Below are 25,091 nucleotides of genomic sequence, written 5' to 3'. Positions count from 1 at the left end.
CCTTTCTCCGTTTCTCCCCCAGCTACCGCTGGGAGGTGCCCCCACCTCAATCGCCGGCGGGGCTGATGTCAGCCCCGCCGGCGATCGAGGCGCACCTACGCGTCCAGGCCGATGGCGAAGGCGGCTTCCAGGTCGTGCTGGGAGTAGGTGCGGAACGCGACGTGGGTGTCCGTGGCCTCGACGCCCGGGATCTTGCTGATCCGGCCGGGGATGACGTCCGCCAGGTTCTCGTGACGGGCGACGCGGACCAGCGCGATCAGGTCGTACGTACCGGTGACGGAGTAGACCTCGCTGACGCTGTCCAGCTGGGCGATGGACTCGGCGATCTCGGGGATCCGGTCCACGCTGGTCTTGATGAGCACGATCGCGGTGATCACGGTTGGCTGTCTCCCTCGCCGGCAGTCACTGGTCGCCTCACTCTAGTCGTACGGCGATATCGCGCCCACGCGTAGCAGAAGCCCAGGGAGAACCCCACGACGTGGGCGAGATACGCCACTCCCGGCCCGCTCGCCGCCCGGTGCGCGGCCAGCCACTGGAGCCCGAACCAGAACATCAGCACGATCCACGCCGGGAACCGCAGCGGCAGGAACAGCAGGAACGGGAACAGGCTCGTCACCCGCGCCCGCGGGAACAGGCACAGGAACGCGCCGAGCGCCGCCGAGATCGCGCCGGACGCCCCGACCAGGGTCTGGTCCGAGGAGGCGTGGGCCGCCGCGTAGACCGCCAGGGCCACGTAGCCGGTGCAGAGGTAGAAGACGAGGAACGCCGGCCGCCCCATCCGCTCCTCCGTCATGGCGCCGAAGACGTAGAGGAAGAGCATGTTCCCGAGCAGGTGCAGCCAGCTGCCGTGGACGAAGAGCGCCGTGAGCGGGGTCAGCAGCGGGCGCGCGGCCCCCGAGAAGAGTTCGTCGGGGACCACTCCCCAGTGCCGGAAGTAGGCCGTGCCCGTCGCCAGCAGCCGCTCGCCCGTCCCGTAGGAGGGGTTCAGGCCGGAGGCCGGGCTCGTCAGGAACGCCGCGCAGCAGCCGGCGATCAGCGCGTACGTGACCACGGGGCCCCGGGCGGCCGCCCGCACGGCCCGCCACTTTACGATCATGCGACAGAGCATGACGCAGGCGGAGCCCCCTGAGGGTGGTGCCAGGCCGTAGGGTTACGTGCTGCGGTCCGCCGACCGCCGCGTAAGGCTTTAATTGAACGAGCGACGAAGGAGAGAGCGGCCTGATGACGACGGTTCCCCTGCCGACCGACACCACCCGGTGGCGCTGCACCCTGTGCGGCAACCTCACGAGGTTCGATGTCACCCGATCGTCGAAGGTCGTGGAGTACGTCCACCTCGACCTCGCCGGGGAGCCCAAGGTCGAGGAGCGCGAGGTGGTCAGTGAGACCATCGAGTCGGTCCGCTGCCGCTGGTGCAACGCGGTGGACCAGATCGAGCTCGTCGACAGGCCGGGCACCGACTCCTGACGGAGCCGGGCCCACAGTAGATCACGGTAGGGGTGACGGATTGTGGAGCCAGCAAGCGGCGCCGGGCCGGCCGACGCTGCCCGCGACGCCGCGGAGGTCCTCGACCGCCCGCTGCCGGAAGGCGTGCGGCGCCGGGTCGTCGCGCTCGTCTCGGACGCCTTCGGCGGCCTGACGGTCGCCGACCTCCCCGCGCAGCTGCGCCAGTACGCCCGGTTCACCCCGACCCGGCGCGCCAAGTTCGCGGGCAACGCGATGGCCTCGGCGGTGGAGAGCGACGGGGTCTTCCGCAGCCGGGTCGCGGAGAAGGTGCGCGAGGCACAGCCGGAACTGGCCGGGGCGCTGGAGTCCGGCGCCCCGCCGGCCGCCGCGGACCCGCTGGACGTGGCGGCCGCCGCGTACGTGCTGCGTCCGGCCGGCTGGGTCAAGCTGGTGGCCGCCGCGGGCGAGGAGGCGCAGCGCGCGGACGCCGAGCGGGTCGGTGACGAGAACCGGCGCGAGCTGGAACGGCTGCGCGAGGAACTGGCGCAGCTGCGCGACGCCCAGCGCAGCGGAGGCGAGCAGGTGCGGGCCGAGCTGGACGCCGTCCGCAAGGAAGCGGAATCGCTTCAGCGCAAGCTGCGCAGCGCTCTGAGCGACGTCAAGCGGGGCGAGGCGGCCCTGCGCAAGCTCACCGGCGAGGTCGACGGGATCCGCGGTGAGGCGGCCGCGCAGGTGGCCGCCGCCGAGAGCGAGTCGCGGCGGCTGAAGTCCCGGCTGGCGGAGGCGGAGTCCGCGCTGGAGACCGCGCGCCGGGCCACCCGCGAGGGGCGCAGCGTCGAGGACATGCGGCTGCGGCTGCTGCTGGACACCGTGCTCGACGCGGCGGCGGGGCTGCGCCGCGAGCTGGCGCTGCCGCCGGTGTCGACGCGGCCGGCGGACACGGTGGAGGCCGTGGAGCCGGGCCGGATGACCCCGAAGGACATCGCGGCGCGCGCGCTGTCGGAGACCGACCCGGCGCTGCTGGACCAGCTGTTGGCGCTGCCGCAGGCGCATCTGGTGGTCGACGGCTACAACGTGACGAAGACCGGCTATCCGACGATGCCGCTGGAGAAGCAGCGGCTGCGGCTGCTGGGCGGGCTGTCGATGCTGGCCGCGCAGACCGGTGCCGAGATGACGTGCGTCTTCGACGGGGCGGAACTGGCGGCGCCGGTGCTGCTCGCCCCGCCGCGCGGGGTGCGGGTGCTGTTCTCCAAGGCCGGGGTGACGGCGGACGAGCTGATCCGCCAGCTGGTGCGCGCCGAGCCGCCGGGCCGTCCGGTGGTCGTGGTCTCCACCGACCGCGAGGTGGCCGACGGGGTGGCGAAGGCGGGGGCCCGGCCGGTGGCCTCGGCACTGCTGCTCAAGCGGCTCGCGCGCGTTTCGTAGCACTGTGCGGGGCTTGCGCCTGATGTAACGGCTGTACGGGATGCCCGAATTGATGGTGCGTGTGGGAGACGCACCGTCAAGGCGGCGGCACGCAGCGTGGGCCCCGGGTAAAGAAGCCGGAAGGGCGGCGGATTTTTACGTTCCGGGATTTGAACTGATCACAGACGGGTCACTAGGGTCGGCTCAAACCTCCGTTCGGCAGGTCACTCATTCGAGTGTGCGCGGAGGCGCCGCCGGGCATGCCCGTGTCCGTTCCCGGCGGCTCCAGGATGAAGGAGCTCGCTTTCGTGGCGTCCCACCGTCGACCCAAGCCGCCGACCCGCACCCGCGTCAGCGTCCTCACCGCCATCGCCACCGCGGCCGTCGCCCTCTCCGCCCAGTCCGCCTCGGCCGCACCGGACAAGCCGAACAAGGACGAGGTCAAGACCAAGGTCGACGCCCTCTACGAGGAGTCCGAGCAGGCCACCGAGCAGTACAACGGGGCCAAGGACCGCCAGGACAAGCTGGAGAAGGAGATCGGCTACCTCCAGGACCAGGTGGCCCGCGGCCAGGCCGACCTCAACGACCTGCGCAACACGCTCGGTTCGATGGCCACCGCCCAGTACCGCGGCGGCGGCATCGACCCGTCCGTGGCCCTGCTGCTCTCCGGAGACCCGCAGAACTACCTCGAGAGCTCCGCCACGCTCCAGCAGTTGAGCGGCCGCCAGGTCGAGGCGATATCCAAGATCCAGGCCAAGCAGCGGGAACTCGCCCAGCAGCGCGCGGACGCCACCGGCAAGCTCGCCGACCTCGACGCCGTCCGCAAGGAGCTCGCCGAGAAGAAGGCCACCGCCCAGAGCAAGCTCGCCGACGCCCAGGCCCTCCTCAACTCGCTGACCGCCGAAGAACGCGGCCAGCTCAAGAGCGACGCGGCCAAGGACGGCGAGGCCTCCGCCAAGGCCGCGGGCGGCGGCACGGGCGCCAAGCCGGGCGCCGCGAAGGGCTCGGGACGGGCCGGCGCCGCCCTCGCCGCCGCCATCACCCAGGAGGGCGACGCCTACCACATGGGCGACACCGGCCCCAACTCCTGGGACTGCTCCGGCTTGACGCAGTGGGCCTACGCCCAGGCCGGCGTCAGCATCAGCCGCACCACCTACACCCAGGTCAACGACGGCACGCGCATCGGCCGCAGCGAGCTCCAGCCCGGCGACCTCGTCTTCTTCTACAGCGACCTGCACCACGTCGGGCTCTACGCGGGCAACGGCCAGGTCTTCCACGCCTCCAACCCCACCGGCGGCGTCCGCTACGAGGCCATGAGCAACATGCCCTTCCAGTTCGGCGTCCGCGTCGGCTGACCCTCCCGCCCCCGCGGGGACGCGCCGTACACCGCCCATCCGGGCGAATTGCGCGGACCCGCCCTGACCCCGCGCCCCGCCCATGACCTGCGTCAGAGGCGGGGCGCCGGCGTACCGGCCCGCCGGCGGTCGTTGGCCGCCGCGTCGCCGCGCGGTTACTGTCTGCCAGCGCGGAACCCGGCACACGGCCGTCCACGGGGGCGGACCCGGGCCCCGCAGCGGAAGGGAGCGGTGCCACGTGGGGTCCCATCGCCGGCCGGCAAGCGGCGGTCCAGAGCGGAACGCCAAGGTCACCGTCCTCACCGCCGCCGCGGCCACCGCCGCCGTGGCCATGACGGGCGCACCCGCCCTCGCCGCCCCGGCCCTGCCGCAGGAACCCGCCACGAGCTCCCGCGCCCAGGTCGACCGGCTCTTCGAGGAGGCCGAGCAGGCCACCGAGAAGTTCAACAAGGCCGGCGAGAAGGCCGACGCGCTGCGCGCCGAGATCAGCCGCGCCCAGGACGCCGTCGCCCGCGCCCAGGACCGCGTCAACACCATGCGCGGCGTCCTCGGCACCTTCGCCGGCGCCCAGTACCGCTCCGGCGGCCTCGACCCCACCGTCGAGCTGATGCTCTCCGAGGACCCCGGCGCCTACCTCGACAAGGCCGCCGTCCTCGACCGGCTGAGCGGCCGCCAGGCCAAGCAGCTCGCCGAACTGCGCGAGGAACAGCGCCGGATCGGCCAGCAGCGCCAGGACGCCTCCCGCAAGCTCGCCGAACTGGAGGCGCTGCGCACCGAGGTGGCCACCCAGAAGCGGGCCGTCACCTCGAAGCTCGCCGAGGCCCGCCGGCTCCTCAACGACATGCCCTCCGGCGAACGCGCCGACTTCGAACGGGCCTCGCGCTCCGGCGGCCGCGGCGACGTCCTCCCGGACCTCCCCGACCTGCCCGCCGGCGGCGGCCACGCCTCCGGCCGGGGCATGGCCGCCGTGATGGCCGCCCGGGCGGCGCTCGGCAAACCGTACGTGTGGGGCTCCACCGGCCCCTCCGGCTTCGACTGCTCCGGGCTGATGGTGTGGTCCTACCGCCAGGCCGGGGTCTCCCTGCCCCGCACCTCCCAGGCACAGCGCCACGCCGGCCGGCAGGTGCCGCTCTCGCAGGCCCAGCCCGGCGACCTGGTCACGTACCGCTCGGACGCCAGCCACGTCGGCATGTACGTCGGCAACGGCCAGGTGATCCACGCCCCCTACCCCGGCGCCCGGGTCCGCTACGACCCCGTCGGGATGATGCCGGTGTCCTCGGTCACCCGGCCCTGACACCCGCCGTGCGTACGATCGGCGGATGGATCCCGTCCGCCGTGCCCTCCTGCGCCTGCTCGTGCCGGCCCTGTGCGCGCCCGTGGCGGGATGCTCGGCGCCCGCCCCGCCCGTCGACGCGCAGGTGCGGCAGGCCGTCGCCGACTGGGCGGCGGCCCCGCCCGGGCGGCTCTCCGGGATCCCGCTGGAGGGCTGGTCCTACGAGGTCACCTCGGTCCGCAGCCAGGGCGCACGCGCCGTCGCGCACGCCGACCTGCGCTACCGGCTCGCCGGCTACGACACCGCCCCCGCCGGGTCGGCCCGCGAGCTGACGCTGGCCCGCAGCGGGGACGGTACGACCTGGCGGGTCACCGCCGACCGGCCCGCGGAAGGGGCCCCGCCGCAGCTGTGGGACCAGCCGGACCCCGTCGCCGTCGTCCGGGGGGCGCACTCCCTCGTCCTCGGCGTCCGCCAGAGCCCCCAGACCCTCGCGGAGATCGCCGCCGAGGCCGACCGGGCCGTCCCCGCCGCGAGCGCCGCCTGGCCGGGGCCCTGGCCGCGCCGGGTGGTGGTGCTGGTCCCCGCCACCCTGGACGCGATGGCCGCGCTGCTGGGCCGCCCGGCCGCCACCTACCGGGGCATGGGGGCCGTCACCACGGGAGCCACCGGCGGCGGCCCCGCACCGGCCGACCGGGTGGTTGTCAACCCGGAGGGGTACGCACAGCTGTCGCAGGCCGGCCGGCAGATCGTCCTCACCCACGAGACCACCCACGTCGCCACCCGGACCGCCACCACCGCCCGGACCCCGCAGTGGCTCTCCGAGGGCTTCGCGGACTGGGCGGCGTACCGGAACGGCCCCCTGGGCCCGGCGGAGGCCGCCCCCACCCTCGCCCGGGCCGTCCGCCTCGGCGACCTCCCGCCCGCCCTCCCGCAGGACGCGGCCTTCGCCTTCGGCGGCGACCAGGACGCCATGGCCCGCGCCTACGAGGGCGCCTGGCTCGCCTGCCGGCTCATCGCCGCGCGCTGGGGGGACGCGGCCCTGGTCCGGCTCTACGAACTCGCCGGCCGCGAACCCCTGCCCACCGCCGTCGACCGGGCCCTGGGCACGGACCTGGCCGCCCTGACGAAGGCCTGGCAGGAGGCGCTGCGCGAAGACCTCGGCTAGCGGTCCGGTACGTTGGCGGGGATGCACAAGACGCTGATCGTGACCAACGACTTCCCGCCGCGCCCGGGCGGCATCCAGGCCTTCCTGCACAACATGGCGCTGCGGCTGGACCCCGAGCGGGTCGTCGTCTACGCCTCCACCTGGAAGCACGGCGCGGAAGGCCGCGAGGCCACCGCCGCCTTCGACGCCGAGCAGCCCTTCACCGTGGTCCGCGACCGCACCACGATGCTGCTGCCGACACCCCGCGTGACCCGGCGGGCGGTCTCCCTGCTGCGCGAACACGGCTGCGAGTCGGTGTGGTTCGGGGCGGCCGCCCCGCTCGGCCTGATGGGCCCGGCGCTGCGCCGGGCGGGCGCGCGGCGGCTGGTCGCGACCACCCACGGGCACGAGGCAGGCTGGGCGCAGCTGCCGGCCGCCCGGCAGCTGCTGCGGCGGATCGGCGAGGGCACGGACACCCTCACCTACCTCGGCGAGTACACGCGCTCGCGGATCGCCTCGGCGGTGACGGACCGGGCGGCGGCGCGGATGGTCCAGCTTCCGCCGGGCGTCGACGAGAAGACCTTCCACCCCGGCTCCGGCGGAGCCGAGGTCCGGGCCCGGCTCGGGCTCAGCGACCGGCCGGTGGTGGTCTGCGTCTCGCGGCTGGTGCCGCGCAAGGGACAGGACACGCTGATCGAGGCGCTGCCGGCGATCCTGGCGCGGGTGCCGGACGCGGCGCTGCTGATCGTGGGCGGCGGCCCGTACGAGGCGGACCTGCGGGCGCTGGCGGCCGCGAAGGGGGTCGCGGACGCGGTGGTCTTCACGGGCGCCGTCCCGTGGGCGGAGCTGCCGGCCCACTACGGGGCGGGCGACGTGTTCGCGATGCCGTGCCGGACCCGGCGGGGCGGGCTGGACGTGGAGGGCCTCGGCATCGTCTACCTGGAGGCCTCGGCGACCGGCCTGCCGGTGGTCGCGGGCGACTCGGGCGGGGCGCCGGACGCCGTGCTCGACGGTGAGACGGGGTGGGTGGTGCGCGGCGGCGACCCGGCCGCCGCCGCGGACCGCATCGTCCCGCTCCTCCAGGACCCGGCCCTGCGGGCGCGCATGGGCGAGGCGGGCCGGGCGTGGGTCGAGGAGAAGTGGCGCTGGGACCTCCTGGCGGAGCGGCTGCGCGACCTGCTGTAGCCCCGGCGGTAGCCGGGGGAGGAAGGGCGGGTAGGGGACCTAGCCCCCCGCCGCCGAAGCCACGGCTGACTGTCACTCAGAAACAAGGCACCCCGCCTTATGGCCGCTTCAGCGGAATCCGCTCATCATGCGCCCATGAACCCCAACCTGACGCGCCGTCAACTCGGCCTCGCCGCCCTCCGCACCGCCGCGGCCCTCGGCCTCACCCGCATCGGCCTCACCACCGCCACCGCCGCCGAGGCCCCGCCCGCCGCCCGCTACGCGCCCGCCATCGTCGTCGGATCCGGCTACGGGTCCGCCGTCGCCGCGCTCAGACTCGGGCAGGCCGGCGTCCGTACCGTCGTCCTGGAGATGGGCCGGCTCTGGGACACCCCCGGCCCCGACGGCAAGGTCTTCCCCTCCACCTCCGCCCCCGACCAGCGGTCCATGTGGTTCCGCACCCGCACCGAGGCCCCCCTCGCCACCTTCCTCTGGCTCGACGTCGTCAACCGCGACATCAGCCCCTACCCCGGCGTCCTCGACCGCGTGAACTACGGGGACATGTCCGTCTACGTCGGCCGCGGCGTCGGCGGCGGCTCCCTCGTCAACGGCGGCATGGCCCCCACACCCCGCCGCTCCTACTTCTCCGAGGTACTGCCCCAGGTCGACGCCGACGAGATGTACGGCACCTACTACCCCCGCGCCCGCGCCATGCTCGGCGTCAACAGCATCGACCCCGACTGGTTCGAGTCCACCGAGTGGTACCGCTTCGCCCGGATCTCCCGCAAGCACGCCCAGAACACCGGCCTGAAGACCACCTTCGTGCCCAACGTCTACGACTTCGGGTACATGCGGCGCGAAGCCGCCGGCACCGCCACCAGGTCAGCCCTCGCCGGCGAGGTCATCTACGGCAACAACCACGGCAAGAAGAGCGTCGACAAGACCTACCTCGCCGCCGCCCTCGGCACCGGCAACGTCACCATCGAGACCATGCAGCGCGTGGTCGCCGTACGCCAGGACCCCGCCGGAGGCTACGTCCTGACCGTGCGGACCAGCGACGTCACCGGCAAGGTCACCCAGGTCCGCGAACTCGGCTGCGACCGGCTCTTCCTCGGCGCCGGCAGCCTCGGCACCACCGAGATCCTGCTGCGCGCCCGCGAGACCGGCGCCCTGCCCGCGCTGAGCGACCGGGTCGGGCGGAACTGGGGCACCAACGGCAACATCATGACCGCCCGTGCCAACCACCTGTGGGACACGGTCGGCGCCAACCAGGCCACCATGCCCGCCCTGGGCATCGACGACTGGGACAACGCGGCCAACCCGGTCTTCGCGGAGATCGCCCCGCTCCCCATGGGCATCGAGCACTGGATCTCGATGTACCTGGCCATCACGAAGAACCCGGAGCGCGGCCACTTCACCTACGACGCCGCCACCGACTCGGCGCGGCTCCAGTGGACCCGGGACCAGAACGCCCCGTCGGTCGCGGCGGCCAAGAACCTCTTCGACCGCGTCAACCTCAGGAACTTCACCATGTACCGCTACGACCTGTTCGGCGAGAACAAGGCCTTCGCGGACACCTTCACCTACCACCCGCTCGGCGGCTGCGTCCTCGGCGAGGCCACGGACGGCTACGGCCGGGTCAAGGGGTACCGCGGGCTCTACGTCACCGACGGCTCGCTCGTCCCCGGCTCGCTCGGCGTGAACCCGTTCGTGACGATCACGGCCCTCGCCGAGCGGAACATGGAGCGGATCCTCGCCGAGGACCCGCGCTAAGAGCTCACGAGCTAAGAGCTCACGAGCGGTACAGGGCCTCGATCTCGTCCGCGAAGTCCTTCGCCACCACGTTGCGCTTGAGCTTCAGCGACGGCGTGATGTGGCCCGACTCCTCCGTGAACTGGGAGGGGAGGATGCGGAACTTCCGCACCGACTCCGCCTTGGAGACCGCCGCGTTGCCGTCGTCCACGGCCTTCTGGACGGCGGCCATCAGGTCCGCGTCCTCGCGCAGGTCCGCCGCCGTGGACCCGGCCGGCTTGCCGTTCTCCGCTGCCCACCGGCCGAGGAACTCCTCGTCGATGGTGACCAGCGCCGCCACGAACGGCTTGCCGTCGCCGACCACCATGCACTCGGCGACCAGCGCGTGGGCCCGGATCCGGTCCTCGATCACGGCGGGGGCGACGTTCTTGCCGCCCGCCGTGACGATGAGCTCCTTCTTGCGGCCGGTGATCTTCAGGTAGCCGTCCTCGTCGAGGGTGCCGACGTCACCGGTGTGGAACCAGCCGTCGGACATCGCCTCGGCGGTGGCCGCCTCGTTCTTCCAGTACTCCTTGAAGACGTGCTCACCGTGCACCAGCACCTCGCCGTCGTCGGCGATGCGCAGCACGGAGCCCGGCAGCGGCTGCCCGACCGTGCCGATCTTCTGCTTGTCCCAGGGCAGGAACGCCGTGGCCGCGCAGGTCTCCGTCAGGCCGTAGCCCTCCAGGACCGTGAAGCCGATGCCGCGGAAGAAGTGGCCGAGCCGCTCGCCCAGCGGGGCGCCGCCGGAGATCGCGTACTCGCCGCGGCCGCCGAGGACGGCGTGCAGCTTGCTGTAGACCAGCTTGGAGAAGATCTTGTGCTTGAGCTTCAGGCCGAAGGACGGGCCCGAGGGCAGGTCCAGTGCCCGGCTGTACGCGATCGCGGTCTCGGCGGCGGCGTCGAAGATCCGGCCCTTGCCGTCGGCCTGCGCCTTCGCGCGCGCCGAGTTGTAGACCTTCTCGAAGACGCGCGGCACGCCCAGGATCAGCGTGGGCCGGAAGGACTGGAGCTCGTCGGTGAGGTTCTTGATGTCCGGTACGCAGCCCAGCCGGATCGGCGCCAGGACCGCCGCCACCTCCACCAGGCGGCCGAAGACGTGCGCGGCCGGGAGGAACAGCAGCACCGAGCACTCGCCGGTGCGGAAGAGCGGCTTCAGCCGCTCCACGACGTTGCCGCACTCGGCGAAGAAGTTGCGGTGGGTCAGCACGCAGCCCTTGGGGCGGCCGGTGGTGCCCGAGGTGTAGACGATGGTGGCCGGGTCGTCCGCGTTCGCGAGCGAGCTGCGGGCGTCCACGTCCGCGTCCGGGACCTGCGCGCCGGCGGTCTTGAGGGCGCCGAAGGCGTCCTGCTCGATCTCCCAGACCTCGCGCAGCTCCGGCAGCCGGTCGCGCAGGGCCTCCACGCTCGCGCTGTGCCCCGGGCTCTCGACGATGGCCGCGACGGCGCCGGAGTCCCCGAGGATCCACTGGATCTGCTCCGGGGAGCTGGTCTCGTACACGGGCACGGTGACCGCGCCCGCGCTCCAGATCGCGAAGTCGAACAGGACCCACTCGTAGCGGGTGCGGGAGATCAGCGCGACCCGGTCGCCGGGCTGGATGCCCGCCGCGATCAGGCCCTTGGCGGCGGCCCGGACCTCGGCGAGGAACTCGGTGGCGGTCACGTCCTGCCAGCGGCCGTCGACCTTGCGGCTCATGACGGCGGTGTCTGGGTGCTGGGCGGCGTTGCGGCGGATGAGATCCGTCAGGTTCCCGTCCGACGGGACCTCGTACAGGGCCGGAAGGCTGAACTCGCGCAAGACTGCTGCTCCTCTGGGCGCCATCGCCACCGTGTGGACCGACCGGACGTTACCCACCGGTAGTGGGTTCCGGATAGAGGTAACCGGCCAGATGTTCCGTGCGTCACATTCTGGACTTCGCCGTGCATCGCAACCGCCGTCACAGCGCTGCCGACAGTAGTCGACCGGCTCCAGGACTCGGAAGTAACCGCAGGTCCGGCCGCCTGCGAGCCCCGCTCTACCCGCCGGGCACCGGCACCCCTAGGGTTGCGGCATGGGTACCGGCAAGAGGCGTACACGGGTCCACGTCGTCAGCGACGTCCACGGCAACACCGAGGCGCTCGCCCGCGCCGGCGACGGCGCCGACGCCCTCGTCTGCCTCGGTGACCTGGTCCTCTTCCTCGACTACGCCGACCACTCGCGCGGCATCTTCCCCGACCTGTTCGGCGTGGAGAACGCCCACCGCATCGTCGAACTGCGCACCGCGCGCCGCTTCGCCGAAGCGCGCGAATTCGGCCGCCGGCTGTGGGACGGCCTCGACAGGGAACGGATGATCGAGCAGGCGGTGCGACGCCAGTACGCGCAGATGTTCGCCGCCTTCCCCCGCCCTACGTACGCCACCTACGGCAACGTCGACATCCCCGGCCTCTGGCAGGAGTACGCCGGCCCCGGCACCACCGTCCTCGACGGGCAGCGGGTGGAGCTCGGCGGCCGCGTCTTCGGCTTCGTCGGCGGCGGACTGCCCTCGCCCATGCGCACCCCCTACGAGGTGGACGAGGACGAGTACGCGGCCAAGGTGGAGGCCCTCGGCGAGGTCGACGTGCTCTGCTCGCACATCCCGCCGGAGGTGCCCGAGCTCTGCTACGACACGGTCGCCCGCCGCTTCGAACGCGGCAGCACCGCCCTGCTCGCCGCGATCCGCCGCACCCGGCCCCGGTACGCCCTCTTCGGACACGTCCACCAGCCCCTGGCCCGGCGGATGCGGATCGCGTCCACCGAGTGCGTGAACGTCGGCCACTTCGCGGCGACGGGACGGCCGTGGGCCCTGGAGTGGTGACCACGCCCCCCGGCGCCGGGGCCCCGCAGTATCGGCGCCCATACGCGCGGTAGCCTTCACGCGGCGGCCGGAGGCCCCCGCACCCTTGCCGAACACTCTCCCCCGGAGGAGCGACCGCGATGGCGGAACACACCAGCTCGAGCATCACGATCGAGGCCTCGCCGGCCGCGGTCATGGCCGTCATCGCCGACTTCGCCCGCTACCCCGAGTGGACGGGCGAGGTGAAGGAGGCCGAGGTGCTGTCCACCGACGCCGAGGGCCGCGCCGAGAAGGTCCGGCTGCTGCTGGACGCCGGTGCGATCAAGGACGACCACACGCTGGCCTACAGCTGGAAGGGCCAGGACGAGGTCAGCTGGACCCTCCACAAGTCCCAGATGCTGCGCCAGCTGGACGGCTCCTACCGGCTCGCCCCGCTGGCCGGCGGGGCGCACACGGAGGTCACCTACCAGCTGACCGTCGACGTCAAGATCCCGATGCTCGGCATGATCAAGCGCAAGGCCGAGAAGGTCATCATCGACCGCGCCCTGGCGGGCCTGAAGAAGCGGGTCGAATCGGCCGCCTGAGCCACGCCCGGGCGGGGCGCCCTGGGGGCTCCGCCCCCAGACCCCCGCGCCTCAAACGCCGGCGGGGCTGATTTCAGCCCGCGCGGCGATTGAGCGCACCGGGCGCGGAGCGCACGGAACGGGTCCGGGCGGAGCCCGGGGAACGGTGGAAGGGCGGGTAGGGGACCAGCCCCGCGCAGCGGGACCCCCGGACCGGGGGCTGGGCCACCGCGGGCGTAGCGTTCGGGCAGGACGATCTACGACCCGGAGCACCGCACCATGCCGCACACCCTGCTGATCACCGGCCCCGGAGGGTCCGGCCGGACCACCGTCGCCGCCGCCACCGCGCTCGCCGCGGCCCGCGCCGGGCAGCGTGTGCTCCTGCTCTGCGGTGACGGCGACCCCTGGGCCGGCGCCCCCACCCCCGACGGCCTCCGCCTCGCCCGCATCGACTCCGGCGAGGAGTTCCGCACCGAACTCGCCGCCCTCCAGGAACGCGGCGCGACCCTCCTCGGCATGCTCGGCGGCACCCCCCTCGGCGCCGAGGAACTCACCGAGCTCCCCGGCGCCGAACAGTTCGCCCTCCTGCGCGGCCTGCGCCGCGCCGCCACCGCACCCGCCACCGACCTCGTCGTCGTGGACATGCCCCCGCTGCACCAGGCCCTGACGACCCTCGCCCTCCCCGCCCAGCTGCGCCGCTACCTCGCCCGCCTGCTGCCCGCGGAACGCCAGGCCGCCCGCGCCCTGCGCCCCGTACTGGCCCAGCTCGCCGGGGTCCCCATGCCCGCCCGCTGGCTCTACGAGACCGCCGCCCGCTGGGACGAGGAGCTCGCCGCCGTCCAGGCCGTCGTCGAGGCCCCCACCACCCGGGTCCGCCTCGTCGCCGAACCCGGACCCGCCGCCGACGCCGCCCTGCGCTCCGGGACGCTCGGCCTCGCCCTGTACCAGCTGCCCGTCCACGACCTGGTCGCCAACCGCCTCGTCCCCCGGGACTCCGCCGACCCCTGGCTCGCCGGGCTCGCCGCCCAGCAGGCCGAGTACCTCACGCGCTGGGGCCGGGAACGGCCCGTCGTCCCGCTCGGGCACCTCGGCCGCGACCCCGAGGACCCCGGCGAGCTCGCCGCCACCGAAGGCATGGCACCGAGCCCCGCCCCCGCCCCCGGGGACCGCCCCGGCTGGGCCGTCGAGGACCGGCTCGCCGAGGACGGGGTGCTGGTCTGGGCGGTCCCGCTGCCCCGCGCCCGCAAGAGCGAGCTCGACCTCATCCGGCGCGGCGACGAGCTGCTCCTCGCGGTGGGCCCCTACCGCAGGACCGTTTCCCTCCCCTCCGCCCTGCGCCGCTGCACCGTCTCCGGCGCCGCCCTCACCGACGGAGTGCTCCGCGTCCGCTTCACCCCCGACCCGCAGCTGTGGCCCCGCGCGCGCTGAGACGCGTACGCGGCGGCGTACCCCCGTTCGGGTAACGTCGGAGGTAGCCCCTACCGCAGCCGCCTCAGGAGAGTCCGCCATGAGCGAGGCCACCGACCGCCCCACCGACGACGACGCCTGGGCGAAGGCCTGCGCCGAGGACCTCGCCGCCGAACAGGAGCGCCGCCGGGCCGAAGAGGAGCGCCGGGCCGAACGGGAGCGCCGGGCCGAACGGGAGCAGGGCACCGCGGCGGACGCCGCCACCGGAACCGCCGCCGAGGAGCTGTTCAAGCTCTTCGGGGCCGTCGCCGACAAGGTCTCCGCCCTCAACAACCCGGAGCTCGCCGCAGCCGCCCAGGGCGCCGTACGCCAGTTCGTCAACCAGGCCAAGACCGCCGCCAAGCCCGTCATCGAACGCAACCCGGAGGTCTTCGGCCACCTCGCGGCCGCCGGATCCGAGCTGCTCGCCGCCTACCGCTCGGCCGTCGAAGGCCACGAACGCCGCTGGGTCCGCGAGGAGCCCCCGGCCCCCCGCAAGCACTCCGAGGGCGACGACGACCACGGCGACGGCCCCGACGAGGGCCCGGCCCAGCGGATCGATCTCGACTGATCCTCCGCCCGGCTCGGGTACGGTTGGCCGTGGCGGGGCTTGACCGGAAAACCGAGGGACTAATGGGACTCACCATCGGCGTCGACATCGGCGGCACGAAGATCGCGGCCGGCGTGGTCGACGAAGAGGGCACCATCCTTGAGACGTACAAGGTGCCCACCCCGCCGACCGCGGACGGCGTGACGGAGGCGATCTGCGCCGCCGTCTCCGAGGTCAGCAGCAACCACACCATCGAAGCCGTCGGCATCGGCGCCGCCGGCTACGTGGACGACAAGCGCGCGACCGTCCTCTTCGCACCGAACATCAACTGGCGCCACGAGCCCCTCAAGGACAAGGTCGAGCAGCGCATTGGCCTGCCCGTCGTCGTCGAGAACGACGCCAACTGCGCCGCCTGGGGCGAATACCGCTTCGGCGCCGGCCAGGGCCACGAGGACGTCATCTGCATCACCCTCGGCACCGGCCTGGGCGGCGGCATCATCATCGGCAACAAGCTGCGCCGCGGGCGCTTCGGCGTCGCCGCCGAGTTCGGGCACATCCGCGTCGTCCCCGACGGCCTGCTGTGCGGCTGCGGCAGCCAGGGCTGCTGGGAGCAGTACGCCTCCGGCCGCGCGCTCGTCCGCTACGCCAAGCAGCGCGCCAACGCCACCCCCGAGAACGCGGCGGTCCTCCTCTCGCTCGGCGACGGGACCCCCGACGGCATCGAGGGCAAGCACATCAGCGAGGCCGCGCGGGCCGGCGACCTGGTCGCCGTCGACGCCTTCCGCGAACTGGCCCGCTGGGCCGGCGCGGGCCTGGCCGACCTGGCCTCCCTCTTCGACCCGTCGGCGTTCATCGTCGGCGGCGGCGTCTCCGACGAGGGCGACCTCGTCCTCGACCCGATCCGCAAGTCCTTCAAGCGCTGGCTGGTCGGCGGCGCCTGGCGGCCGCACGCCCAGGTACTGGCCGCCCAGCTCGGCGGCAAGGCCGGGCTCGTCGGCGCCGCCGACCTGGCCCGCCAGGGCTGACCCGGCCCGGCCCGCCGGGCCGACCCGCCCTCGGGCACGGCTCGAGCCGCCCGCCGCGCCCTCTGTGGGAGCGGCGGGCGGCTGCGTATCTTGCGGTGCATGGTGCCTGACACGTTGCCCCAGCCCCAGCCCCAGCCGCAGCCCCAGCCGCTTTCCGACGCCCACGCGGTGCCCGGCGCACTGCCCGGGTCCACCACCGAGCCGGACGGCTCCGCCGTGATCCGGGTCCTCAGCTACAACATCCGCTCGCTGCGCGACGACGAGGAGGCCCTGGCCCGGGTGATCCGGGCCTGCGCCCCGGACCTGGTCTTCGTCCAGGAGGCCCCCAGGTTCTTCCGCTGGCGCAAGCACGCGGCCCGGCTGGCCGCCAAGAGCGACCTGGTCGTCCTGGGCGGGGGAGCGACGGCGGCCGGACCGCTGCTGCTGTGCTCGCTACGGGCCTTCGTGGAACGGACCGAGGACGTCCTGCTCCCCCTCACCCCCGGCCTGCACCGGCGCGGCTTCGCGACGGCGGTCGTCCGCTTCGGGGCGGCGCGGCTGGGGGTCGTCAGCGCGCACCTGTCGCTGGACCCGACCGAGCGCGCCGCCCAGGCCGGCCTCCTCCTGGAGCGGGTCGAGGCCCTGGACACCCCGTACGCGATCGCCGCCGCCGACGTCAACGAAAGCCCGGGCGGCCCGGCCTTCACCCGCCTGTCGGACGCCCTCCAGGACTGCTGGACGGCCGCCCCCTGGGGCGGCGCCCACACCTTCCCGTCGGCAGCCCCGTCCCGCCGCATCGACGCGGTGTTCGCCTCCCGGGGCGTGGAGGTCCTCGCCTGCGGAGTCCCGACGGGCCTCCCGGCACCCGACCTCCGCACGGCCACGGACCACCTCCCGGTCCTGGCAGCGGTCCGCCTGAGGGCGTAGCCACGCCTCGCGGCGCGGGCCCGCTTTTGCCCCCGCGAGGAGCCGGGGGCGGGCCGGTGACTGCCCACCCGCCTCCCCGGGTGCGGGGCGGTGGGTGGGGGCGGGGTCCCGGTGGGCGGTGACGGTAGAGCGGACCGGAGCCGGGGGAGGGCGGCACTTGGGCCGGGCGTTCTCAGGGAGGGTTGGGGGTTTCCCGTCAGTCTCATCGTCCTTCCGCGTCGGGCCGCCCTGTCAAGGGCGCTCCTTCGTCGCGTCGCTTCGCGATGTCGCTGCGCTCCACCCTTGACAGACCGTCCCGCCGCGAAATGCCGAAGACTGCCGGGAACCCCCCAAAGGAACGGGACGGACGTTCCTTGGACATGCGGCGGAATCAGCGATGAGCCGAGCAGACCGGGACACGGCAGACCAGGCATCCGGCCCCCGACCGGCAAAGCCGGAGCCGGGGGCCACCCCACGCGTCAGATCGCTACGCGCTTCGCCCGTCTCGGCGTCCGGCGACCGTCCGGGGCCGATACCCGCACGAAATGCCAACCACGCAGGCATCCCGGGCCACCCCACGCGTCAGATCGCTACGCGCTTCTCACCTTCCGGCGGCCGTCCGCCGCCTGGGCGACAGCCTCGCCGCCCAGGCCCGCGCCGACGAGGCCGTCGCCGCCTGGACCCAGGCCCTGGTCCTCATGGGGGGTATGACCTCCGACCGCACCCGAAAAGCGATCACCTCGATCCGCTCCACCCTCGCCATCTACCAACGCCGCCTCGTCCCCGGCGCCGCCGATCTTGCCCGCCGAGCGCGGGAAGCCCTCGCCTAACATGCCCAACAACCCGCCTGACGAAGGGAACACCGTGGCTCAGCAGACCGACGACCGCTCCCAAGCCCTCAAGCCGGCGCTCGCATCGATGACCCTGCTGGTCGCGGCCGTCATCGTCCACGACAAGGCCACCAACCGCGTCGTCCTCCTCCAGCGCAGCGACAAAGCCAAGTTCGCCCAGGGAATGTGGGACCTCCCGGTAGGCAAGAGCGAACCGGGCGAGCCCATCACCGAAACCGCAGTCCGAGAGCTCTACGAGGAGACGGGCCTCACCGTGAAGCCCGAGTCCCTCAAGGTCGCCCACATCATCCACGGAGCCTGGGGCGTCGAAGCCCCCAACGGCTTCCTCACCGTCGTCTTCGCCGCCAACGAATGGACCGGCGAACCCGAAAACCGCGAACCCCGCAAGCACTCCCAGGTCCGCTGGATCGACGCCGACGCCATCCCCGACGCCTTCGTGAACACCACATCAAGCGCTCTTCGCCAGTACTTGAACGCCGGTCCGGAGGTCTCGCTGAACGGGTGGTGAACCGCCGAGGTTGGATGCGGCATAGAGCGTCAGAGTGCTACGCGCTGCCCAGGGTTCGGCGTTTGGCGGTCGTCTGGGGCTGGTCGTAGGCGGGGACGATGTTTTCGACGGCGGTGGTGAACTCTCGGCCGGATGCGCCCCGGATGTAGGCGAGTTCTCTCCAACACTCGTAGGTGTGGCAGTCGGAGACGTTCTCGTTGACCACGGCCATCAGCACCCCCTCGGCGCCGGAGGCGATATCGCGGACACGGCGACGCAGGAGGCGGTGGGGGACGTACTCGTACTGCTCACTCATCGCGGGCCTCCTCGCAGCTGTCGAGGAAGCGCTCCCAACCGGCCTGCGCGCGGTCGAGAAGGTCAGAGCTGGGTTCGATGGTGGCCGCCACGCGATGTGCCGCCTCGCTTTGGTGCCTGATATCGGGGCGTGGATCGATGTGGGACTGACGCATGAACGCGTCTCCTTTGCGCAGCCGGGTATGCCACCCGGTCACCTTGGGTAGCAGGGCGACTACGAGGTTACTCGCAGAGTTTCTGCGAGTCCAGGAATTCTGCTACTCGCAGGAATGCTGCGTATTTGCGAGACTGTCCGCGACTCGAAAGGAGCACATGTGAGCGAGGGATTCGGTCTGGTGGTGCGCTTCGCGCTGCACGACCTGGAAGCCGCGAGGGCGTTCGACGAGCTGTGTGCGACCACCCTGGAAGGCATCAAGAGAAGCGAGCCGGGGACGCTGACCTACGTGGTGCACGTGCCGGTGGGCGAGCCGCTGGTCCGTGTGTTCTATGAGCTGTACGCGGACCGCGCCGCGTTCGATGCTCACGAGGCGCAACCGCACACCAAGTACTTCCTCGCTGAGCGGGAGCAGTACCTTGCCGGTGTCGAGGTCACGTTCCTCGATGCGGTCAGCGGAAAGGTGGCAACAGGCCTGTGAGTTTCGAGGAGCGGCGCGCCTTCGGCGCACGAGTGGCCGATCTGCGCAAGCAGAAGGGCATGACGCAGGGGGATCTCGCGGCGGCCATCGGGCGTACCGCGAGCTGGCTGTCCCAGGTCGAACGGGGCATTCAACCGGTGAACCGCCTGGACGTGCTGCGGCTTCTCGCCGATGGCCTCGGCGTGTCGCTCCAGGTCCTCCAGCCCGACGCTCCGCCTCCGGCGGAGCCCGGAGCGATGGCAGAGCTGGAGACGAACAACCTTGACCAGGCTCGTCTGGTCCTCTCCGGTCACGCCGCACTCGATGCGCTCCTCAACCCGAGCACGACCTTCCGGCCCGGCGCGCTCCCGGGCCTGCGCGCGGCCGTGGACAGGATCTGGGAGCTCGCGCACCGCTCCCAGTTCGCCGAACTGAGCGCGGCCATCGGCCCGCTGGTCCCCAGGCTGGAACTCGCCTGCCGTACGTCAGCGCCGGAGCAGCGGCCAGACCTACACGCTCTGCTGGCCAAGACGTATCAAGCCCTCGCGGCGGCCTTCGTCCGCCAGAACGAAGCCGATGCCGCATGGGTCGCGGCGGACCGGTCGATCCGCGAGGCGGAACTGGCAGGGGATCCGCTCGCTGTGTTCGCCGGGACTTACCGGCTGTGCCACGCCTTCGTGCGCCTCAAGCATCTTGACCAGGCCGAGCACGCCGCCGCCACGGCGGTCAGCATCCTCCAGCGGCACATCGAGACCAACGAGCCCACATCCGAGCACCTTTCCGTCCTCGGATCCCTTCATCTGATGCTGGCACTCGTACACGCCCGCGCGGGCGAAAGATCGTCCGCACGCCGGCAGATCGATGAGGCCCGGAGCATCGGCCGACGACTGGGCGAGGACCGCAACGACTTCAACCTCGAATTCGGTCCTACGAACGTGGAGATCCACGCCATTTCCACTGCCGTCGACCTCGGTGACGCAGGTGAGGCTCTCGATATCGCCAAGGGCCTCCGGGCCGACGGCTTGTCATCCGAGCGGCAAGCGCGCCTGCTGATGGACGTTGGCCGGGCACACATCCAGCGCCGCCAGTACGCGGACGCTCTGGACTGCCTCCTACGGGCCGAAGCCCTCGCACCCGAGATGATCCACACACACGCGGCATCCCGAGTGGCCGTGAAAGACCTGGTCCTTGTGGCAGGCCGGTCGGCCTCAGACGAACTCCGAGCCCTGGCCGAACGCACTGACAGCCTCGCCTGAACGATCATCCATCCAGGTGCTGGCCGCGGACCTCCGGCTGGTCGCTGCCGCTACGTTCCGCGCATCAGACGCGGGTACCAGCCCATGACGGCGGACGGTCGCCGAGTAACGAGGAGCGCGTAGCGATCTGTCGCGCCCGCTTACCCCGGATGCTTCCCTGATTGGCATTTCGTGCAGGTAGCGGCCCCAGGCGGGCTGCGGACGCTGAGAACTCGTTGTCTTATCGAACGGGGTTGTTGAGTTTCTGCTGGTGGGAGTGGGGTTCGCTCTGGCGAGGCAGGCATGCACCGTTGGTGTTGGCTGTTGATCGCGGGGGTGTGGGAGGGCGTCGGTGCTGGGTTTGCTGGAGGCGAGGGAGTCGGCTGCGCGGGAGGTGATCGAGCGGCTGAGGGAGGAGGCTGACCGGGTCCTGGCCGAACTCGGGGAGGCGGAAGCGGGTCTGGAACGGCTGGTCATCGCGCGTGAGACGGTGGCGGAGGTTTTGGGTGGACCGGCCGCTCAGATGGGGGAGACAGCCGGGTCGTATGCGGATGCCGGTCCGATGGGGGTCATGGTGGTGCCTCACCGTCGTGAGGGTCTTTCGGCACGGGTGCTTCCCGAGGAGTACCAGCGTCTGTTTGCCGTGCTGGTGGCCGGGGCGGCCGGTGGTCCGATGCGGGCCAGGGATCTGACCGTGGCCCTGGGCCGGGAGGCAATGCCCGCGAAGATCGAGTGTGTCCGCTCGATGGCGAAGCGGCTGGTGGCCCGGGGGTGGGCGGTGGCTGATCAGGGGTTGTTCACCGTGGCCGCCGGTTCAGGGGCAGGATCGGCGCTCGTGTGAGTGCGGCCGGCCGCGGGCGAGGCGGCGTCCCATGATCATGGTCATGGACCACATCACCATCGCCTCGTGGGTGTCGGGCAGGCGTTCGTAGTCGCGGACCAGGCGGCGGCGGTGCATCAACCAGGCCAGTGTCCGCTCGACGACCCACCGGCGGGGCAACACCACGAATCCCTTCTGGCCCTCGCTGCGCCGGACGATGGTCAGCGTGAGACGGAGTGTGTCGCTGGCCCAGGCCACGAGCCGGCCTGCGTAACCAGCGTCCGCCCAGACCACAGCGGTCTTGCGGTGCAGGTCCCGCAGTTGTTGCAGCAAGGGCGAGGCGGCGTCGCGGTCCTGGACGGAGGCCGAGGTGACGTGCACGACCAGGAGCAGACCGGTGCAGTCCACGGCCAGGTGGCGCTTGCGGCCGCCTACTTTCTTGCCCTGGTCCCATCCGCGTGATGCGGCGCCGACGGTGTCGGCGGCCCGCAAGGACTGGGAGTCGATGACCGCGGCCGTCGGCTCGGTGTCCCGGCCCTCCACCACCCGGACGCGGGCTCGCAGCCTGTGGTGGAACTCGGCGATCAGGCCCTGGTGGCGCCATCGGCGGAAGAACGCGTAGACGGCTGTCCAGGCAGGGAAGTCGGCCGGGACGGCCCGCCACTTCACACCGTTGTCGAGGAGGTAGCGAACCGCGTCAAGCATGATCCGGTGGCAGTAGCCCTCCGGCTGCCCGCCCCGGCCCTCCAGCCATGCCGGCACCGGTAGCAGCGGGCGGATCACCGCCCACTCGGCGTCGGTCATGTCCGACGGATAGCGCCGGACCCGCACGCCGTGATCGGCGGCGTTTCCATACGTGTGCGCGATGCAGTCACACGATAGGGATCCGGCGTTGGACGCGGCGAGCTCGGACGCGCAAAGCTGTGGCAACAGGGTCTCCTGGAACAGCCCGTTTGGATTCGCACCCACGAGCTTCCAAGAGGCCCTGCCTTCATGCCACAGCCAGCAGAACATCACCCGCACCAGAAGCCCGTTCGAACCAAAACACCCGCACGATCGATACGACAACGGGTTCTGAGACGGGAGGAGCGCGTAGCGATCTGGTGCGTGGGGCGGCCCCAGGCTCCGGCTTCGGCGGTCGGGGGCCGGATGTTTGGTCTGCCGTGTCCCGACGGCCCGGCTGGTCGCTGATCCCGCCGCATGGCCAAGGAACGTCCGTCCCGTTCCTTTGGGGGGTTCCCGGCAGTCTTCGGCTTTTCGTGGCGGGTCGGGCTGTCAAGAGTGGAGCGCAGCGACATCGCGTAGCGACGCGACGAAGGAGCGCTCTTGACTGACCGGCCCGACGCGGAAGGACGATGAGACTGGCGGGAAACCCCCAACCCTCCCTGAGAACCCTTGGCTCAGACCCCGCCTGCCCCCGGCGCCGGCCGTCTTCTCGATTTCGTCCGGCCAAGGCCCCGCCGAGCCGCCGACCCCGGCCGGTCGGGGAGGCGGGTGGGCAGCCACCGGCCCGCCCCCGACCCCTCGCGGGGGAGATGGCGGGCCCCCGCCGTGCTGCCCCCGGCTCCTACACCACCGCCCCGCGGCCCGGGTCGTCATCGTCGTCGTTCGTGTCGCCCGACATGCGGGCCACCAGGGTGGCGAATCCGCCGAGGAAGCCGCCGATGCCCAGGGTGGTCAGCCACCAGGTCATGTCCCACTGGAGCAGCACCGCCAGCAACAGCAGGACCGGTCCGCCGACCACGGCCAGCCAGGCGAACTTCGCCGTCGTGTCCGCCGGCGGGAGCTCCGGCTCCGGCGGGACGAAGTGGCCCTCGTCGGAGGCCTCGCCCGCCGGGTCCTCGTCCTTCGGCTCGGCCGGTGAGTGGTCGCGGGGGCCGAGGCCGACGCCCGGGGCGAAGACCACCGAGCTGCCCAGCGCCGTCGGGGCCGTCGGGGACGCCGGCGGTGCGGCGGCCGGCGGCTCCGGCTGGACGTCCTCCTCCGGCAGCATCAGGTTCTCGATCGGCCGGAACGGGCGCGCCCCCGGCGGGTCCGGCGGCTCCTGCCCGTACCCGGCGACGATCGCGGCCCAGGCCGCCTCCTCGTCCAGTGGGGGCACGCCCCCGGAGGACTCCTCGTGCTCAGCCACCGCTGGCCGCCCCCTCCCTGCCGACGCTCTCCGCGAGCCGCCCGACGAACGCAAAGCTGTCCGCGAAGATCCGCTCCGCGTCATGGTCCAACGTCGCCACGTGGTAACTCTGTTCCAGCAGGGTCTCGGTGACGTCCGTGGACGACACCCGCGCCAGGATCCGCTCGGAGTCCGCCGGCGGGACCACGTGGTCCTGGGGGCTGTGGAGCAGCAGGACCGGCTGCGTGACCTGCGGCAGCTCGGTGTCCACGAGCTGGAAGAACTTCCGCAGCGAGTGCGCGGCCTTCGTCGGGACCCGGTCGTAGCCGACCTCCGCCGAGCCGGGCTTGGCGATGTCGCTGGCGATGCCGGCCGTCGACCGGATGAAGTGCTTGGCCACCGGAAGGGCGACGGCCAGGGGGTCGTGCACCTTGTTGGCCGGGTTGACGAGCACGATGCCGCGGATCGCGTCCCCGTGCTTGGCGGCCAGCCGCAGGGTCAGCGCGCCGCCCATCGAGAGCCCGAACACGAACACCTGCGTGCAGCGCTCCAGCAGCTCCCGCAGCGCCCGGTCCACCTCGGCGTACCAGTCCTGCCAGCCGGTGAGCTGCATGTCCTGCCAGCGCGTGCCGTGTCCCGGCAGCAGCGGCAGCGAGACCGTCAGTCCGTGTTCGGCCAGGTACTCGGCCCAGGGGCGCAGCGACTGCGGGGAACCGGTGAAGCCGTGGCAGAGGAGCACGCCCACTTCTCCGCCCTCGTGGCGGAACGGCTCTGCTCCAGGGAGGACGGGCACCACAGTCTCCTAGTGGGTGAAGGGTTCGACGATGACGAGACGACGACGCGCGCGCGGGCGTACGCGTACGTACGGGTGCGTCGCGCTGTGTGACTTCACCGTACGCGACCGGGATGACACCGACCAGGGTCGTCGGGCGCTCTCGGTGGAGCTAGGGGTTATGGTCTGATCGACAGACACAGGAAGGCTTTCGAGTTGATCTACGGCGCAATGAAGTTCTCCATCGGCGGGTCCCTGAAGCTCGCCTTCAGGCCGTGGGTGGAGGGCCTCGAGAACATTCCCGCGGAGGGGCCGGCGATCCTCGCGAGCAACCACCTGTCCTTCTCCGACTCCTTCTTCCTGCCGGCCGTGCTGGACCGGAAGGTGACCTTCATCGCGAAGGCCGAGTACTTCACCTCCCCCGGGGTCAAGGGCAAGCTGACCGCGGCCTTCTTCAAGGGCGTCGGCCAGCTTCCGGTGGACCGTTCCGGTGCGCGTGGTGCGGGTGAGGCCGCGATCAAGAGCGGTATCGAGGTCATCGAGCGCGGAGAGCTGTTCGGTATTTACCCCGAGGGGACCCGTTCACCCGACGGCCGTCTCTACCGGGGCAAGCCCGGCGGTCTGGCCCGGGTGGCGCTGGCCACCGGTGCCCCCGTGATCCCGGTGGCGATGATCGACACCGAGAAGATCCAGCCGCCCGGCAAGGTGGTCCCGAAGCTGATGCGTCCGGGCATCCGGATCGGCAAGCCGCTGGACTTCAGCCGCTACCAGGGGATGGACGGGGACCGTTTCATCCTCCGCTCGGTGACCGACGAGGTCATGTACGAGATCATGAAGCTGTCCGGCCAGGAGTACGTGGACATCTACGCGACGGCCGCCAAGCGGCAGATCGCGGACGCCGAGAAGGCCGCCAAGGACGCCGCCAAGTCCGACAAGGACGCCGAGAAGGCGGCCAAGTCCGACAAGGACGCGGCCAAGGGCGACAAGGGCGCGGAGTAGTCCCCGCGGGCGGCCGGTGCCGTCCGCGCGGC

General features: G+C 72.2%; 26 protein-coding genes and 1 pseudogene. 19 read left to right on the top strand and 8 right to left on the bottom strand.

Annotation, left to right across the window (positions count from 1 at the left end; translation table 11 throughout):
• Positions 1-95: 95 nt before the first annotated feature.
• Together ABT403_RS25755 and ABT403_RS25750 are read right to left on the bottom strand one after the other, a co-directional pair.
• Positions 96-377 carry an Lrp/AsnC family transcriptional regulator gene (locus ABT403_RS25755; RefSeq protein WP_344153804.1) on the bottom strand — a complete coding sequence of 94 codons (282 nt, stop codon included), beginning with the start codon at positions 375-377 and terminating at the stop codon, positions 96-98.
• Positions 374-1,096, bottom strand: a complete 723-nt coding sequence (locus ABT403_RS25750) for a rhomboid family intramembrane serine protease (RefSeq protein ID WP_344153807.1) — start codon at positions 1,094-1,096, stop codon at positions 374-376. Before ABT403_RS25750 ends, ABT403_RS25755 begins: the two co-directional genes overlap by 4 nt.
• Before the next feature lie 125 nt (positions 1,097-1,221).
• Between ABT403_RS25750 and ABT403_RS25745 the strand changes: the two genes are divergently transcribed.
• The 7 genes from ABT403_RS25745 (at position 1,222) to ABT403_RS25715 (ending at position 9,556) form a co-directional block, all read left to right on the top strand.
• On the top strand, positions 1,222-1,464 hold the full coding sequence (locus ABT403_RS25745) for a hypothetical protein (protein ID WP_042813634.1): 243 nt from the start codon (positions 1,222-1,224) through the stop codon (positions 1,462-1,464).
• 39 nt (positions 1,465-1,503) lie between these two features.
• The gene (locus tag ABT403_RS25740; protein ID WP_344154822.1) at positions 1,504-2,868 is read left to right on the top strand and encodes an NYN domain-containing protein; all 1,365 of its coding nucleotides are present in this window, start codon (positions 1,504-1,506) and stop codon (positions 2,866-2,868) included.
• Positions 2,869-3,155: 287 nt separating this feature from the next.
• A complete protein-coding gene (locus tag ABT403_RS25735; RefSeq protein ID WP_344153813.1) occupies positions 3,156-4,202 on the top strand; it encodes a C40 family peptidase in 1,047 nt (348 codons plus the stop codon).
• A gap of 238 nt (positions 4,203-4,440) precedes the next feature.
• A complete protein-coding gene (locus ABT403_RS25730) occupies positions 4,441-5,496 on the top strand; it encodes a C40 family peptidase (RefSeq protein ID WP_344153816.1) in 1,056 nt (351 codons plus the stop codon).
• 25 nt (positions 5,497-5,521) lie between these two features.
• Entirely contained in the window at positions 5,522-6,640 is a 1,119-nt protein-coding gene (locus tag ABT403_RS25725; RefSeq protein WP_344153819.1) for a hypothetical protein, read from the top strand.
• 21 nt (positions 6,641-6,661) lie between these two features.
• On the top strand, positions 6,662-7,804 hold the full coding sequence (locus ABT403_RS25720; RefSeq protein WP_344153822.1) for a glycosyltransferase family 4 protein: 1,143 nt from the start codon (positions 6,662-6,664) through the stop codon (positions 7,802-7,804).
• Between the two features lie 135 nt (positions 7,805-7,939).
• The gene (locus ABT403_RS25715; protein ID WP_344153825.1) at positions 7,940-9,556 is read left to right on the top strand and encodes a GMC oxidoreductase; all 1,617 of its coding nucleotides are present in this window, start codon (positions 7,940-7,942) and stop codon (positions 9,554-9,556) included.
• Between the two features lie 19 nt (positions 9,557-9,575).
• Here ABT403_RS25715 and ABT403_RS25710 read toward each other — a convergent pair whose 3' ends face one another.
• Positions 9,576-11,372, bottom strand: coding sequence for an AMP-dependent synthetase/ligase (locus ABT403_RS25710; RefSeq protein WP_344153828.1), 1,797 nt, complete (start codon positions 11,370-11,372; stop codon positions 9,576-9,578).
• 253 nt (positions 11,373-11,625) lie between these two features.
• Here ABT403_RS25710 and ABT403_RS25705 point away from each other — a divergent pair, with 253 nt between their 5' ends.
• From ABT403_RS25705 to ABT403_RS25670, 8 genes and pseudogenes are all read left to right on the top strand, one after another.
• Positions 11,626-12,408, top strand: a complete 783-nt coding sequence (locus tag ABT403_RS25705; RefSeq protein WP_344153831.1) for a metallophosphoesterase family protein — start codon at positions 11,626-11,628, stop codon at positions 12,406-12,408.
• A 119-nt stretch (positions 12,409-12,527) separates the two neighbouring features.
• Positions 12,528-12,971 (top strand): SRPBCC family protein, encoded by a 444-nt coding sequence (locus tag ABT403_RS25700; protein WP_344153834.1) that lies wholly within the window; start codon positions 12,528-12,530, stop codon positions 12,969-12,971.
• Positions 12,972-13,229: 258 nt separating this feature from the next.
• A complete protein-coding gene (locus ABT403_RS25695) occupies positions 13,230-14,378 on the top strand; it encodes an ArsA family ATPase (RefSeq protein WP_344153837.1) in 1,149 nt (382 codons plus the stop codon).
• 79 nt (positions 14,379-14,457) lie between these two features.
• A complete protein-coding gene (locus ABT403_RS25690) occupies positions 14,458-14,967 on the top strand; it encodes a DUF5304 family protein (RefSeq protein ID WP_344153840.1) in 510 nt (169 codons plus the stop codon).
• 62 nt (positions 14,968-15,029) lie between these two features.
• A complete protein-coding gene (locus tag ABT403_RS25685; RefSeq protein WP_344153843.1) occupies positions 15,030-15,971 on the top strand; it encodes an ROK family glucokinase in 942 nt (313 codons plus the stop codon).
• 99 nt (positions 15,972-16,070) lie between these two features.
• On the top strand, positions 16,071-16,877 hold the full coding sequence (locus tag ABT403_RS25680; protein WP_344153845.1) for an endonuclease/exonuclease/phosphatase family protein: 807 nt from the start codon (positions 16,071-16,073) through the stop codon (positions 16,875-16,877).
• Positions 16,878-17,482: 605 nt separating this feature from the next.
• Positions 17,483-17,686: pseudogene (locus ABT403_RS25675) on the top strand (tetratricopeptide repeat protein); the annotation flags it as partial.
• Position 17,687: 1 nt separating this feature from the next.
• Positions 17,688-18,215 (top strand): NUDIX domain-containing protein, encoded by a 528-nt coding sequence (locus tag ABT403_RS25670; protein ID WP_344153848.1) that lies wholly within the window; start codon positions 17,688-17,690, stop codon positions 18,213-18,215.
• 37 nt (positions 18,216-18,252) lie between these two features.
• Here the strand turns inward: ABT403_RS25670 and ABT403_RS25665 are convergent, their stop codons facing one another.
• Together ABT403_RS25665 and ABT403_RS25660 are read right to left on the bottom strand one after the other, a co-directional pair.
• Positions 18,253-18,510 (bottom strand): hypothetical protein, encoded by a 258-nt coding sequence (locus ABT403_RS25665; RefSeq protein ID WP_344153851.1) that lies wholly within the window; start codon positions 18,508-18,510, stop codon positions 18,253-18,255.
• Positions 18,503-18,664 carry a hypothetical protein gene (locus ABT403_RS25660; protein WP_344153854.1) on the bottom strand — a complete coding sequence of 54 codons (162 nt, stop codon included), beginning with the start codon at positions 18,662-18,664 and terminating at the stop codon, positions 18,503-18,505. Before ABT403_RS25660 ends, ABT403_RS25665 begins: the two co-directional genes overlap by 8 nt.
• A gap of 159 nt (positions 18,665-18,823) precedes the next feature.
• On the opposite strand from ABT403_RS25660, the gene ABT403_RS25655 reads away from it, so the two are divergent.
• From ABT403_RS25655 to ABT403_RS25645, 3 genes are all read left to right on the top strand, one after another.
• Positions 18,824-19,144 (top strand): putative quinol monooxygenase, encoded by a 321-nt coding sequence (locus ABT403_RS25655; protein WP_344153857.1) that lies wholly within the window; start codon positions 18,824-18,826, stop codon positions 19,142-19,144.
• The gene (locus tag ABT403_RS25650; RefSeq protein WP_344153860.1) at positions 19,141-20,379 is read left to right on the top strand and encodes a helix-turn-helix domain-containing protein; all 1,239 of its coding nucleotides are present in this window, start codon (positions 19,141-19,143) and stop codon (positions 20,377-20,379) included. The genes ABT403_RS25655 and ABT403_RS25650 overlap by 4 nt, the downstream gene beginning before the upstream one ends.
• Positions 20,380-20,710: 331 nt before the next feature.
• On the top strand, positions 20,711-21,199 hold the full coding sequence (locus tag ABT403_RS25645; RefSeq protein WP_344153863.1) for a hypothetical protein: 489 nt from the start codon (positions 20,711-20,713) through the stop codon (positions 21,197-21,199).
• On the opposite strand, the gene ABT403_RS25640 is transcribed toward ABT403_RS25645, so the two are convergent.
• The 3 genes from ABT403_RS25640 to ABT403_RS25630 form a co-directional block, all read right to left on the bottom strand.
• Entirely contained in the window at positions 21,173-21,982 is an 810-nt protein-coding gene (locus tag ABT403_RS25640) for an IS5 family transposase (RefSeq protein ID WP_344153865.1), read from the bottom strand. The two genes, ABT403_RS25645 and ABT403_RS25640, sit on opposite strands and share 27 nt — an antisense overlap.
• Before the next feature lie 763 nt (positions 21,983-22,745).
• The gene (locus ABT403_RS25635; protein ID WP_344153868.1) at positions 22,746-23,309 is read right to left on the bottom strand and encodes a hypothetical protein; all 564 of its coding nucleotides are present in this window, start codon (positions 23,307-23,309) and stop codon (positions 22,746-22,748) included.
• A complete protein-coding gene (locus tag ABT403_RS25630) occupies positions 23,302-24,081 on the bottom strand; it encodes an alpha/beta hydrolase (protein ID WP_344153871.1) in 780 nt (259 codons plus the stop codon). Before ABT403_RS25630 ends, ABT403_RS25635 begins: the two co-directional genes overlap by 8 nt.
• 210 nt (positions 24,082-24,291) lie before the next feature.
• Between ABT403_RS25630 and ABT403_RS25625 the strand changes: the two genes are divergently transcribed.
• A complete protein-coding gene (locus ABT403_RS25625; RefSeq protein ID WP_344154825.1) occupies positions 24,292-25,059 on the top strand; it encodes a lysophospholipid acyltransferase family protein in 768 nt (255 codons plus the stop codon).
• The last annotated feature ends 32 nt before the right edge of the window (positions 25,060-25,091 follow it).

The sequence above is a fragment of the Streptomyces sp. NPDC000075 genome, from assembly GCF_040301925.1.
Classification (GTDB): domain Bacteria; phylum Actinomycetota; class Actinomycetes; order Streptomycetales; family Streptomycetaceae; genus Streptomyces; species Streptomyces polychromogenes.
The sequence above is the reverse complement of the archived record's forward strand: the minus strand, read 5'-3'. Positions and strand labels throughout refer to the sequence as shown.

What these genes read in the sequence shown, in the direction of transcription:
- ABT403_RS25750 (WP_344153807.1), bottom strand. Translation starts at nt 1,096, where the DNA reads ATGATCGTAAAGTGGCGGGCCGTGCGGGCGGCCGCCCGGGGCCCCGTG.
- ABT403_RS25745 (WP_042813634.1), top strand. Translation starts at nt 1,222, where the DNA reads ATGACGACGGTTCCCCTGCCGACCGACACCACCCGGTGGCGCTGCACC.
- ABT403_RS25725 (WP_344153819.1), top strand. Translation starts at nt 5,522, where the DNA reads ATGGATCCCGTCCGCCGTGCCCTCCTGCGCCTGCTCGTGCCGGCCCTG.
- ABT403_RS25720 (WP_344153822.1), top strand. Translation starts at nt 6,662, where the DNA reads ATGCACAAGACGCTGATCGTGACCAACGACTTCCCGCCGCGCCCGGGC.
- ABT403_RS25715 (WP_344153825.1), top strand. Translation starts at nt 7,940, where the DNA reads ATGAACCCCAACCTGACGCGCCGTCAACTCGGCCTCGCCGCCCTCCGC.
- ABT403_RS25705 (WP_344153831.1), top strand. Translation starts at nt 11,626, where the DNA reads ATGGGTACCGGCAAGAGGCGTACACGGGTCCACGTCGTCAGCGACGTC.
- ABT403_RS25700 (WP_344153834.1), top strand. Translation starts at nt 12,528, where the DNA reads ATGGCGGAACACACCAGCTCGAGCATCACGATCGAGGCCTCGCCGGCC.
- ABT403_RS25695 (WP_344153837.1), top strand. Translation starts at nt 13,230, where the DNA reads ATGCCGCACACCCTGCTGATCACCGGCCCCGGAGGGTCCGGCCGGACC.
- ABT403_RS25690 (WP_344153840.1), top strand. Translation starts at nt 14,458, where the DNA reads ATGAGCGAGGCCACCGACCGCCCCACCGACGACGACGCCTGGGCGAAG.
- ABT403_RS25685 (WP_344153843.1), top strand. Translation starts at nt 15,030, where the DNA reads ATGGGACTCACCATCGGCGTCGACATCGGCGGCACGAAGATCGCGGCC.
- ABT403_RS25680 (WP_344153845.1), top strand. Translation starts at nt 16,071, where the DNA reads ATGGTGCCTGACACGTTGCCCCAGCCCCAGCCCCAGCCGCAGCCCCAG.
- ABT403_RS25670 (WP_344153848.1), top strand. Translation starts at nt 17,688, where the DNA reads ATGCCCAACAACCCGCCTGACGAAGGGAACACCGTGGCTCAGCAGACC.
- ABT403_RS25665 (WP_344153851.1), bottom strand. Translation starts at nt 18,510, where the DNA reads ATGAGTGAGCAGTACGAGTACGTCCCCCACCGCCTCCTGCGTCGCCGT.
- ABT403_RS25660 (WP_344153854.1), bottom strand. Translation starts at nt 18,664, where the DNA reads ATGCGTCAGTCCCACATCGATCCACGCCCCGATATCAGGCACCAAAGC.
- ABT403_RS25640 (WP_344153865.1), bottom strand. Translation starts at nt 21,982, where the DNA reads ATGACCGACGCCGAGTGGGCGGTGATCCGCCCGCTGCTACCGGTGCCG.
- ABT403_RS25625 (WP_344154825.1), top strand. Translation starts at nt 24,292, where the DNA reads ATGAAGTTCTCCATCGGCGGGTCCCTGAAGCTCGCCTTCAGGCCGTGG.